General features: G+C 45.2%; 11 protein-coding genes. 3 read left to right on the top strand and 8 right to left on the bottom strand.

Features of this window, described 5'->3' with window-relative positions; translation table 11 throughout:
• Positions 1 to 30 precede the first annotated feature (30 nt).
• Entirely contained in the window at positions 31 to 1,575 is a 1,545-nt protein-coding gene (locus tag JMY03_RS06860; protein WP_201602392.1) for a M16 family metallopeptidase, read from the top strand.
• A 412-nt stretch (positions 1,576 to 1,987) separates the two neighbouring features.
• Here JMY03_RS06860 and JMY03_RS06855 read toward each other — a convergent pair whose 3' ends face one another.
• Entirely contained in the window at positions 1,988 to 2,542 is a 555-nt protein-coding gene (locus JMY03_RS06855) for a hypothetical protein (protein ID WP_201602390.1), read from the bottom strand.
• Between the two features lie 223 nt (positions 2,543 to 2,765).
• On the bottom strand, positions 2,766 to 3,683 hold the full coding sequence (locus JMY03_RS06850; protein ID WP_201602388.1) for a D-Ala-D-Ala carboxypeptidase family metallohydrolase: 918 nt from the start codon (positions 3,681 to 3,683) through the stop codon (positions 2,766 to 2,768).
• A gap of 334 nt (positions 3,684 to 4,017) precedes the next feature.
• Between JMY03_RS06850 and rodA the strand changes: the two genes are divergently transcribed.
• On the top strand, positions 4,018 to 5,160 hold the full coding sequence (rodA, locus tag JMY03_RS06845) for a rod shape-determining protein RodA (protein WP_025646577.1): 1,143 nt from the start codon (positions 4,018 to 4,020) through the stop codon (positions 5,158 to 5,160).
• 533 nt (positions 5,161 to 5,693) lie between these two features.
• Positions 5,694 to 6,308, top strand: coding sequence for a septal ring lytic transglycosylase RlpA family protein (locus JMY03_RS06840; RefSeq protein WP_025646576.1), 615 nt, complete (start codon positions 5,694 to 5,696; stop codon positions 6,306 to 6,308).
• Positions 6,309 to 6,425: 117 nt separating this feature from the next.
• Here JMY03_RS06840 and radA read toward each other — a convergent pair whose 3' ends face one another.
• The 6 genes from radA to JMY03_RS06810 all read right to left on the bottom strand — a co-directional run bounded on the left by radA (position 6,426) and on the right by JMY03_RS06810 (position 12,313).
• Positions 6,426 to 7,868, bottom strand: coding sequence for a DNA repair protein RadA (gene radA, locus JMY03_RS06835; protein WP_201602386.1), 1,443 nt, complete (start codon positions 7,866 to 7,868; stop codon positions 6,426 to 6,428).
• Between the two features lie 232 nt (positions 7,869 to 8,100).
• Positions 8,101 to 8,811, bottom strand: a complete 711-nt coding sequence (lptB, locus tag JMY03_RS06830; protein WP_227675574.1) for an LPS export ABC transporter ATP-binding protein — start codon at positions 8,809 to 8,811, stop codon at positions 8,101 to 8,103.
• A gap of 226 nt (positions 8,812 to 9,037) precedes the next feature.
• Positions 9,038 to 9,520: a lipopolysaccharide transport periplasmic protein LptA gene (lptA, locus tag JMY03_RS06825; protein ID WP_227675573.1), complete on the bottom strand. Its 483-nt coding sequence runs from the start codon at positions 9,518 to 9,520 to the stop codon at positions 9,038 to 9,040.
• A gap of 262 nt (positions 9,521 to 9,782) precedes the next feature.
• Entirely contained in the window at positions 9,783 to 10,379 is a 597-nt protein-coding gene (lptC, locus tag JMY03_RS06820) for an LPS export ABC transporter periplasmic protein LptC (RefSeq protein WP_025646572.1), read from the bottom strand.
• Between the two features lie 6 nt (positions 10,380 to 10,385).
• Complete coding sequence (locus JMY03_RS06815) at positions 10,386 to 10,961, bottom strand: KdsC family phosphatase (protein ID WP_201602381.1); 576 nt, start codon at positions 10,959 to 10,961, stop codon at positions 10,386 to 10,388.
• Between the two features lie 359 nt (positions 10,962 to 11,320).
• Positions 11,321 to 12,313, bottom strand: coding sequence for a KpsF/GutQ family sugar-phosphate isomerase (locus tag JMY03_RS06810; RefSeq protein WP_201602378.1), 993 nt, complete (start codon positions 12,311 to 12,313; stop codon positions 11,321 to 11,323).
• Positions 12,314 to 12,340 lie beyond the last annotated feature (27 nt).

The following is a 12,340-nucleotide window of genomic DNA, read 5'->3' as shown; positions in this document are numbered from 1 at the left end:
TCAAATGCCTACTACAAATAAGAAAGAGCTATGAATAAAAAACCGTCATTGGTCACTAAGTCAACTACCAAAAAGGCTACGCCAAGCGCCTTACTCACCACTTTAACCAGTAGCCTCCTGTTAGGACTAGCTGCGCTCTCTAATACTGCTCTTGCCGATACTGATATTGCTGAAGACTATAAAGGTTCAGCTGCAAATGTTGATAGCCGTGCGCCTATTGCCGCCCTGTCAAAACTCACAAGCCTTGATAACGTTGCTCCTTTGAAAATGACTGTTCCTGATATTGAGCATTTCACGACTGTCTCCGGCGTACCCGTCTCCTTTGTCCGTACTACTGCCCTCCCTATCGTCGATATCGATTTGCGTTTCAACGCCGGTAGCGCCCGTGATGGCAGTATTCGCAAGCAAGGTTTTGGTATCGCTAACATGGTCGCCACTATGCTCACTCAGGGCACTGAGACCAGAGATGAAGATGACTTCACTCGCGCGGTGGAGACTCTAGGTATTACGCTAAATAGTAGCGCTTATAAGGATATGTTTATCGTCTCGCTCAGAAGTTTGTCTGATGATGAGCATCTGCTCCCCGCTATCGACTTGATGACCCAGATGCTCACTGAGCCGACTTTTAATGAACAAATACTGGCCCGCAATAAAGCCAGACTCCTAGTCGGTCTGCAGCAACAAAAACAAGATCCAGGTAGCCTTGCCAGTCTCGCTTTTAACAAAGCGCTCTATGGCACGCACCCTTATGCTCACCCCTCCTCTGGTACACTTGAGACGGTGCCGACTCTGAACCAAAAAGACTTGCAAGACTTTCAGAACCGCTATTTGGTCGCAAATAACGCCTCTCTTGCGATGACAGGTCATTTGACGTTAGCGCAAGCGAAGCGGCTGGCAAATGACATCACCAATAACTTGCCAAGAGGCAAAACGGCGCCGATATTACCTGAGCCTAAGCCATTAACGCAGTCACAAAACATTCATATTGACTTCCCCAGCACTCAGACCACTGTGTTAATGGGGCAACTGGGTACTAAGCGTGCCACTGACCCTATTGCCCAGCAGCAGCAAACCAACTTTGCGGTGGGTAATGATGTGTTAGCAGGCGGAAATTTTAATGCGCGATTAATGACTGAGATTCGCCAAAACTTAGGCTACACTTATGGTATCTCAGGCGCTATGAATCCAATGCTTGCGCGCGGTCCCTATCAGATTGGCTTCTCAACGCGCAACGATAAAGCGCGCGCGGCTATCGATGCCAGCTTAGGCGTGATTAACGATACTTTAGAGGAAGGAATTACGAAAGATGAGATGCGCCTAACCACTGATAATCTAAAGAATAGCTTTCCTATGAGCTTCGCCAGTAATGCAGGCATCAACGGCTTGCTTGGGATGATGAATTTTTATCACTTACCTGACAGCTATCTGAAGGATTATGTGAGCCGTATTGATAGCGTCAAGCTCGCTGAAGTCAACGAAACGTTACGCAGCACATTAGATACTAATAAGTTTTTGATTGTGACTGTGGGAGCGGATGACCCTTGGCAGGATAAAGGCGATAGCGCTAAAGAGTAAAGCGCGAATAAAAAGACAGGAAGATAAAAACAATCCTAGTAGGGCGTTTGAACGTATAGCCATTTAACTTTAAACGCGCTGTGCTGATTTTTTATTAGGGCGTGTTGAACATTCGACCATGGCACTGACAGAGACTATTTTTTAGGCGATTTGCAGATAAAAATGGTAAGTTTAGTCATTCTAAGCGTCTATTTTTAACGATGAAGCGGCAAAAAATAGTCCTGTCCCTGTTGTTGTCGTGAGGGCTGATGCTAAAATCGCCCTAGTCGTTGCGACTGTTTAAATAAAATCAGCTAGCCAATGCAATAAGCGTTACCTGCAATTTTAACGACGACTAGAACACAGCTTTGATTAACTAGTAGCGATCAGCAGTGCGCATTTGTGAATGTTCAACACGCCCTAACAAGACAGCTTATTCTGTAATGGCTATCGTCACATCATAACTAAATTGCTCAGGCTTGTAGCCTGCGCCATCATAAGACAGGCGTATCACGTGCTTGTCGTAAGACAGCACTTCGTAGTCGCCATTGGCAAAGTTGTAAATCTTTGGGGTAACCAATAACGCTTCTATCTGATCGTTATTAAGACTGACCGCTATGTGTTCGCCTACTTTAGGATATAAGAAGTAATCACAGCTGTTATTTACCATAACCTCAGCTTTGCGTTCGATTACAGTATTATCTACCTCTTTTTGAACGAGCTTTGGGCATAGATCCGGTTTTTTAGCAGCAACACGGGCGTATGAGTTCACAATTTTATCTTCGATATCAGACTGGACTTGCTCTCTTACTACAGCTGGCTCATCTGCTATAGGCGAATTCGCCTTATCAGAAGTACAAGCAGAGATAAAGAGCAATCCTGTACTGACTGTTAGAGCCAAAAAGCTTGAGTGTTTTTTAGTGAGCCCTACCGGATTACTCTGAGCTGAATAGCGGTTCGCTACTCGAGGCAATTGTCTATCTGACACTGTTATACCCTTTGCTTTTTTAGCCTTTTTAAGCGCTTCAACCTTAAAATAAAATATTTTATAGTAAGTTCTGATATTTGATAGTACTACCCAATGACAGCAGAGGAATAACTTATCCTCTCTGCAAAAACAGGCTAGGCATTAAAACATACTATAGGCTTTTATTAAACATTATTAAATGACCTATAGGTCTAAAGGGTAAACAATTATTCAGAATGGTTTACTAGTAGCGGCAAGAAGAGCTACTACTGGTGTTACCAAAGCCCCATTTGCGGTAACCTTGCGAGTCTAAATGTACCGCTCCTGTCGAATATAATCCTAAACCAAAGTCCATAGCTTGACCTTGATATTGCCAAAACTGACATAAGCTATCTTGCATACGGCTCAGCTGCCACAGATTTCCGTCATATTCAGGCACCCAAACATCTATCGCGCTCGCCGTCATGTGCTTGCTATTTCTGGCACCGCCTGCACAGGAGTTGAGGCTAGGACTGCGATAGGCAGAACGAATCTCGGTACTAGCAGGCAGCACGCCTTGGTTTTTTAGCTGACTATATAAGCTTAGCGTCGGTACCATATTTGACCAAAGCTCCCGCGGCGGCAACTGAAAAGGCTCATAACCACAGCGATCCCAGCTGCGAGCGGTAGTCAGTAACTGCTCCATCGGAGGTACGTTTCGTGTCCCTAACTGTGAGCTGAGATAACGCTGATAGTCAGCGACTTGCTGCGCGCGGAAGCGATTACTGTTTAACCAAGTATTGAAGTCCGCACTCCTATCACCATAGTAGCTGTCGTGGTTGTTATTCGGACTGCCGTACTGAGTATTATAAGAGGTGTTATAACGCGGTGAGCGGCTAGGCGTGATAACCCGCTGATTCTCTTCGATAGAGAGCTTGGCATCGAAATTGTACTGCCGGTTTTTTTGGGCAATCAGTCCTTGCATACTGTCGCCTCTGATGACACTGGTATTGGCAGGGGAGATATAAACCTGACCAGTAGTCGTACTACTGCCCTGACGTACTTGAATACGGCGCTCGCTACTATCATTTAAGATAGCAGCATTCGTATAGATACTAGTCGTGCACGCCAGCGTTAATAACATCAGCTTACTAAGCGCTGCCATATTTTTTGTGTTTATCATATGCAATTATTACCACTAGATATTTATCGAATTTATTAAGACACAGCGCCTATCGCTAGATGATCAAGTCAATATCGCTTGCAAGCACTCACAAAGAGTATTGAGTCTATAGCTGTAGTATAATCTATGGATACTATCAAATTTTGAGTAAGCAGGCTAAAATATCGTCTATCATAATAAGCAATAGCTTCGCTTTTAACATTTATTATCATAATCTTTATAATCACGTGACTTTTTATAATCATTTACAATCATGTGTTTTTGCGCCCTCTTTATAGTTTAGCGTTATCCGTAACGTCTCATTGACCTTCTCTCTTTAGTATCGACTCTATCTATGTCCTCTAATTTGCAATATCGTTTTTCACGTCAAAGCCATCACCTCGGCCAGCGTCATGAGCCTAACATTTGGCAGCGCATCCACATTGATCCTTGGCTCACCTTACTGCTGCTAGCGTTGTGCTGTATCGGCCTGACGATTTTATATAGCGCATCGACTCAGAACGTAAGTATGGTCATGCGTCAAATGGTCAGTTACGTGGTAGCCTTTGCCGTGATGTTTACTATGGCGCAGATACCGCCAACTATATACCGTAGCTTTACACCTATATTTTATGTATTAGGGCTGTTTTTATTAGTACTAGTCGAGCTCATTGGCGAGGTGCGTATGGGGGCGCAGCGCTGGATCAACTTACCAGGCTTTGGTAGCGTACAACCTTCTGAATTTATGAAGCTTGGCATGCCGATGATGTGCGCTTGGTTTCTCTCTAGACGTGAGCTACCGCCATCGTGGACGAGCATCGTCGGTACACTAGCGCTTATTATGATCCCTGTTCTATTAATCGCCAAAGAGCCTGATTTGGGGACGTCGCTGTTGGTCGCAGCTAGTGGTATTTTTGTGTTATTTTTGGCGGGTCTATCATGGTGGATGATCGCTGGCGCTGTCGCACTATCAATACCGCTTGTGACCTTTGCTTGGTATTTTTTATTACATGATTATCAGCGCACGCGAGTTTTGACTTTGCTTAATCCAGACGCAGATGCTCAAGGCGCGGGCTGGAATATTATACAGTCGAAGACCGCTATTGGCTCTGGTGGTATAACAGGTAAAGGCTACTTAGACGGCACGCAATCGCACCTGCATTTTTTGCCTGAGGGTCATACAGATTTTATTATCGCGGCATTCTCAGAAGAGTTTGGCTTAGTCGGCGTCATGTTATTGATGTTTATTTATGCCTGTTTATTAAGCCGTGCTCTATTCATCGCTTTTACTCATCCAGACAATTACAGTCGGCTATTGGCAGGGGCTATCGCCATGTCATTTTTCGTCTATATATTTGTCAATGTGGGCATGGTCGGCGGTATCCTGCCTGTAGTTGGTGTTCCGCTACCCTTTATCAGCTATGGGGGTACGGCAATTGTCACTTTGATGGCAGGCTTCGGTTTGCTAATGTCTATCCATACGCATAGAGCCGCCTAGCGCTTTTTATTCAACGTCTTAGTTAACGTCTTAGTTATAGTTACAGTGCTTTAATAGCTTTATTTTTATGTCCCTTGTCCTTATATAGACGCTAGATATAAACTAGCTGAGAACAGAGTAACTTTATAAAAAGGTTGCTTTAATTAGCTAAACTTAACTAGAGCTGTAATTTGTATAACATTGCAAGGTTTTTTACTTGTCATTACGGTTCAATTACGATAACCTGTTTAAATCGTAATATGGTACATAACTTATACAGAGCTGCTAAGCAACTTTTCATAAGTATATAGTGAAGCCATAACTTGCAAGTATAGTCCGACATTGATTATGTTATTTGTTATTGAATTGTTTATATAAAGATAAACTTACTCTACTTTAAAAATAATGGCTTTTATCTGCTAGTACTAGCATACATAGCAGTATCACTCTAAACAGCCAGCGCGATTAAAGCCGGTCTACTGGTAATCGGCATAAGTTATTATGATTTAATATTTCTGCGCTCAAGTTTTAGAGTACAAGTCAAAGAGGTATATATGAATAAGCGTCTATCTGGTTTACTGACAATGTCAGTGGTTCTATTTACTGGTTCTGCTGTTATCTCTAATGCTCAAGCAGCAGAGACGAGTCCTGCGCTGTCTGCAATATCTCAAGATAACGCCTCCCATATTGATCGCGTATTAGGTGAGTTAACTCGCCAGCACGATGGTGCATCAAGCCTAGTCAAATCAGCCCGCAAGCCAACTTCACTGGCATTAAACAGCCCGTTACTAGCTGCCGACAGCTCGCAGGCGAGTAATGACGAAGATGTGCTAGAGCGTTTGACCGCTGTGGCTTCCAATTCTGTAGGCAAATTTAAGCAAACGGGTCTGGCATCATGGTACGGTCGTAAGTTTCATGGTCGTAAAACAGCCAGCGGTGAAACCTTCGATATGAACGCCCTAACCGCTGCTCACCGCTCACTACCACTGAACTGCTATGTAAAGGTGACCAACAAAAACAATGGTAAAAGCGTGGTAGTAAAAGTCAATGATCGTGGCCCTTTCCATGGTAAGCGAGTCTTAGACTTATCTTACGGTGCAGCTAAGCAGTTGGGCATCACCAGTAAAGGCGTCGGTAACGTCTCAATCGAACGCGTTGCTGGTCCCTAATCTTGATTGGCTGTTATTATTGCAAAGGATAGCTTTATTAAGCTAAAAAGAGCGCCTAGTTTAACGAACTAGGCGCTCTTTTTGATGCGCATAATAAACGGATACAGCAATTAATAGCTAAAAGTCTATCTCAAAGGCGCTTTCAATAGCATCGTCAAGACGCTCTACGGCTATGACATTGATGCCCTTAAACTGAGCTGAGTTGGCAGCGGGTGCATTGGACTTAGGGATGATGGCATGCTTAAAGCCATGCTTCATCGCTTCTTTTAGGCGCTCTTGTCCGTTCGGCACAGGACGTATCTCACCTGACAACCCAACCTCACCGAATACCGCTAATGACGAAGGTAGCGGTTTTTCCTTTATACTAGAGGCACAAGCGAGCAGCACTGCTAGATCAGAGCCGGTCTCAATCACCTTTACGCCGCCCACGACGTTGACGTAGACATCCTGCCCACTCGTATGGATACCGCCATGCCGGTGCATCACCGCAAGCAGCATAGACATTCTTTGATAATCAAGCCCTAGTGCCATACGCCTTGGCTGCCCTTGTGAGTCATCAACTAAGGCTTGCACCTCCACTAATAGTGGCCGTGTGCCCTCTCGGCTCACCATGACCACCGACCCTGCCACGGGCTTATCATAACGGCTTAAAAATATCGCTGATGGGTTAGCGACTTCCTTGAGCCCCATATCCGTCATACCAAAAATGCCTAACTCATTCACCGCACCAAAACGGTTTTTGACGGCGCGAATCATGCGAAAGCGCGAGTCAGACTGACCCTCGAAATACAGTACCGTATCCACCATGTGCTCAAGCACTCTAGGGCCTGCTAAGGTACCTTCCTTGGTCACATGACCCACTAAAAACAGCGCAGTCCCCGTCTGCTTGGCATAACGAGTCAAAATCGCTGCTGACTCACGAATTTGACTGACACCGCCAGGAGCTGAATTGATAGCATCAGTGTAGATCGTCTGAATAGAGTCAATAATGGCAATAGCGGGCTGCTCTTGAGTCAACGCGGCGCAAATGGTCTCTACATTAGTCTCAGCCAAAACTCGCAGTCTGTCTGCTGGTAATTCTAAACGCTTGGCGCGCATAGCAACTTGCGCTAATGACTCCTCACCGGTGACATATAGCGCGCTACCCGCTAATGAGTCCGCTCTTGCCATATTGGTCGCTGTCTGTAGCAAGATAGTGGATTTACCGATACCAGGGTCTCCGCCGATAAGCACAACCGAGCCTGCTACTAAGCCGCCGCCTAATACGCGGTCAAACTCACTGATGCCAGTTGGCAGGCGGGTATCTAAAGTGACGCTCACTGCATTTAGCGGCATCACTGCGCTATGCGTTCCCGAATAGTTCCCTGCAGGGGCGCTGCTAGCACGCGGCGTAACACGGCTAGATGCCGACTTAGCTGAGCTTTTATTATGATGCGGCATACTAACATCTGGCGCTTCGACTAAGGTATTCCATTCGCCGCAGTCGCTGCACTGCCCCGCCCACTTACCAAAGTGAGCGCCACAATTTTGGCAGACGTAGCTGCTTTTATTTTTTGCCATAGTATATGCACCTTAAGTGAATTATGAGCTCAAACGAATATAAGCTCAAAAGTCTAGGAATAAAAGAAGATATAGTGTATTAAATAAGGAGGTAGTAAAAATAAAGGATAGGAGATGATAGCCAAGACCACTTGGCTACCTAATTGACGTCGTTTAATAAACGATTAAAATAAAGTCGTCATAAAAGAAAGATATGACAAATAAAATACTAGTTCATCAACAGAAATAAACTTTAAACCTGAAAGTCTTTACCCAAATAGACGGACTTAACCAACTCGTTCTCTAGCACTTCACGAGAAGTGCCCTCAGCGATGATAGCGCCTTCTGAGACAATATACGCCTTTTCGCAAATCGCTAGCGTCTCACGAACATTATGGTCAGTAATCAGCACGCCAATACCGCGATTTTTTAAGGTGAGTATCACCTCTTTGATATCCCCCACGGATATAGGATCAACGCCAGCGAACGGCTCATCTAATAGCACAAACTTTGGATCTGCAGCCAAAGCTCGAGCAATCTCGCAGCGGCGCCGCTCGCCCCCTGAGACGCTCATGCCCAAAGAGCTACGGACATGCTCTAGATGGAACTCAGCGATCAGTTTTTCAAGCTCTTGGCGCTGCTCATTTGCAGACAGCTCGCTGCGCGTTTGCAAAATAGCTAGTATATTATCTTCGATAGACAGCTTACGAAAGATGGAAGCCTCTTGCGGCAGATAGCCTATCCCTGCCCGCGCCCGCTCATGCATGGCATATTTAGATAGATCTATTTTTCCTAGGCTAACGCGGCCTTTATCCATATTGACGAGGCCAACTACCATATAAAAACTAGTGGTCTTACCCGCGCCATTTGGACCTAACAGGCCAACCACTTGTCCTTGTTCAACAGAGAACGACACGTCTTTGACGACCCAGCGCTTACCGTAGCGCTTGCCTAAGTTCTGCATCGATAAGCGTAGGGGTACTGGCGCTGCAGGGCTCACTGCTGATGAGGTGCTGCTCTCATTATTGTCTATCATAACTTACTCATGCTCTATTTAAGTCTTATACACTTTAGCGCTTATCTAGACGCGTCAATTTAAAACGATAATTAGGCTACCGGCGTAATATAATGCGCTACTTGTCTTAGGTAGTGGTTATTTTAGTAGTGGCTGTTTTAATAATGGCTGTAAACTAACGTATGCCCGTCTGATTGGTATTATTATTAGGCGGGAAGATCAATTCTACGCGCTGATTACCGCCCGCTGTCGCCTCGACATCCCCTGCTTTGAGACTATAACGAATCACATTACCTGCAAAGCTTGCACCGTTTTGCGTTAATTTTGCATTGCCGGTCAAAGTCATGATGCCAGTGACCGCATTATAATCAATCTTATTAGCGCGGCCTTTTGCTAAGCCTTTTTCGGCGGTCACCACTTGCTGCATCGTCGCCGGTCGACCGGTTGCCACAGCTGATTGGATGCTGCGCTGCTCTGAGAGATTGACCGTAATATTATCCGCTGTTAATTTGAGCGTGCCTTGGGTAATAACCACTGTTCCTGAATAGCTCGTTACGCCAGTACTCTCGCTATACGTGGCACGATCGGCAAGTAGCTTGATAGGCTGATTGGCATCAGAAGGTAGCGCATGGCTATAGATAGGCAGAGCTAGCAGCATAACTACTGGAAGGGCGCTTATATGAGATGCTGCTGATAGCTTGGGCGCTAGCGCACGAACTATAGGCAAAAGACTTGATTTCATGTTTGGATACTCTTTTTATGATAGGTATGAAAAGCAGCAGTAGTCGTGATTATTCAATAACGGTTTTATACTTTAGACGTTTTATACTTTAAAATTTTTATAATGAAAGGTAGTTTATAGTTAACAACTTACATTTCATAACTTATAGTTAAAGCGCTTTAAAATTAAATATACTGAGTTAAAAAAGCGCCTTATCCTGACGCTCAGCAGGAGTAAACATTACGGCCACTTGCTCAAACTCATACTCGCCCGTTTCTAGATTGGCTGTCATGCTAGCCGCTTCAAAACGATTGGCGCCTTGGACGACTTGTACGGGCTGCTCACTATAAACTTGCTTTGATTGGGTATTACCTTTTAATGCTTCACCTGTCACGGTTATAGGCGCTATTTTCTCACCATTTTTGGTGGTTTTTTGCTGATCTTGGCTAGCTAAACTAAAGCCGCCGTACAGATGTAGCTCACCGGTTTCTTGATTGACCGTTGCTGTTCCTGACTCAATACGGTACAGCTGCTTAGCTGATGGCTCCCAGTTCATAGTAATACCGGACATTATGTCCTGATTAGTATTAGGATCATGCCTTAGCGATTCAGCGTTGAGCTCATACTCTGTTTCGCCTTGCTCATTAGTCTGTACCGCCTTAATATCAGTAGCTTCGTAGTCCACTTCTGAGGGACCCACACTCACTGGCGGCGTTACTTCTGCTTGCTGCTGAAAAAACCATCCTGCGATACCAGCGATGATTAGGGCCAAGATGATTAAGACACGAGTATTCACTATAATTTATCCTACTGATGACACTGCACTGTGGGGAGCACTACCCTCTAAGGTATAGCCTGCAATGTACGCTTCGTAATGCCCGTGACCTTTCAAAATAAGGTCACATATCTCACGCACCGCACCGTAACCGCCCGCGCGCGTAGTGACCATATCACTGCGATTGATAACTTCGGAATGCGCATTAGGTACTGTGGCCGCAAACCCGACTGTTTGCATCGCCTTTATATCTGGCAAGTCATCCCCCATATAAGCACAGTCTGCTGTGGTGATATCAGCAGCTTTATCCACCATAGTCATCAGCTCTTTTAGCGCCACAACTTTATCATCTCGGCCTTGCACTACATAATCGATACCTATCTCTTTGGCGCGTTTGTCTACCATAGGACTACGACGACCGGTGATAATCGCGGTCAAAATACCATAACGTGCTAATGCCTTGATACCTACGCCATCTTGTACCGAAAAAGCTTTGATTTCAACCCCGTTTGCATCATAAATAATCTGCCCATTGGACAAAATACCATCGACATCTAACACTAGCATTTTAACTTTACCGGCTTTTTCGATTAAATCTTGCATAGGCTACCTCTTATTATTAGGGCGTGTTGAACATTCACAAATGCGCACTGCTGATCGCTACTAGTTTATCAAAGCTGTGTTCTAGTCGTCGTTAAAATTGCAGGTAATGCTTATTGCATTGGCTAGCTGATTTTATTTAAACAGTCACAACGACTAGGGCGATTTTAGCATCAGCCCTCACGACAACAACAGGGACAGGACTCTTTTTTGCCGCTTCATCGTTAAAAATAGACGCTTAGAATGACTAAACTTACCATTTTTATCTGCAAATCGCCTAAAAAATAGTCGCTGTCAGTGCCATGGTCGAAGGTTCAACACGCCCTAGTTTTTATTTATAATTTATGCTCAGTGAGAGGGGGTTATTTTACCCCTGCTTGCAATAAGTCATGAACGGTAATAATAGCATCTAGATGACCTTGTTCATCCATTACCAATAGCTGACTGATCGCATTTTCATTCATCACACTTAAGGCATCAGAGGCGCGCATGGTTTTACTGACATGACGCGGATTTGTAGTCATAATCTCGCGCATCGGCGTGGCCAAATCGATGCCTTTTTCAAGTACTCGGCGTAAGTCGCCATCGGTAAACACCCCAACTACTTTATCTTTATCATCGACGACTACCGTCATACCTAAACGACCATTAGTCATGGTAAACAGCGCTTCGTTGAGAACCGCCTGCTGATTGACTAAAGGCAGGTTTTCACTACTGGTGTGCATCAGATCCTCAACCCGCGTTAATAGCTGACGCCCAAGGGCACCGGCAGGATGCGATAGCGCAAAATCCTCTGAAGTGAAATTACGCGCATGCACTAAAGCCACTGCTAATGCATCGCCCAAAGCGAGCGTTGCGGTCGTACTCGAGGTTGGCGCTAAATTAAGCGGGCACGCCTCTTGCGACTGACCTAAGGTCAATACGACATCAGCCGCTCGAGGCAACATCCCCCGCTTGTCGCGGCTGATGCTAATGAGCGGTATGCCAAGGCGCTTGACGACAGGGAGTAGGGTTTTGATCTCATCAGACTCACCCGAGTTGGAGATGGCCAATAACACATCACCGCGCACTAGCATTCCTAGGTCGCCATGTCCGGCCTCTCCTGGATGCATAAAAAATGCCGGCGTGCCCGTAGAAGCAAAGGTTGCGGCTATTTTGCGACCGATCAGTCCTGACTTACCCATGCCAGTGACCACTAAGCGTCCTTGGCAGGCCAAAATAATATCGCAAGCCTGAGCAAACCGATCGTCTATTTGCTCGGTTAGTAGCGCTAAGGCGGTTTTTTCTGTGTTGATAGCTTCAATAGCAGTCGCTATAAACTGCTCATGAGTGAGATGACTTTTACCGCTATTCATATATAACTCATTATTGATTATTTGATG

The sequence above is a fragment of the Psychrobacter submarinus genome (genome assembly GCF_904846685.1).
Classification (GTDB): Bacteria; Pseudomonadota; Gammaproteobacteria; order Pseudomonadales; family Moraxellaceae; genus Psychrobacter; species Psychrobacter submarinus.
Note: the sequence above shows the minus strand (reverse complement) of the source record. Positions and strands in the feature narration are given on the sequence as shown.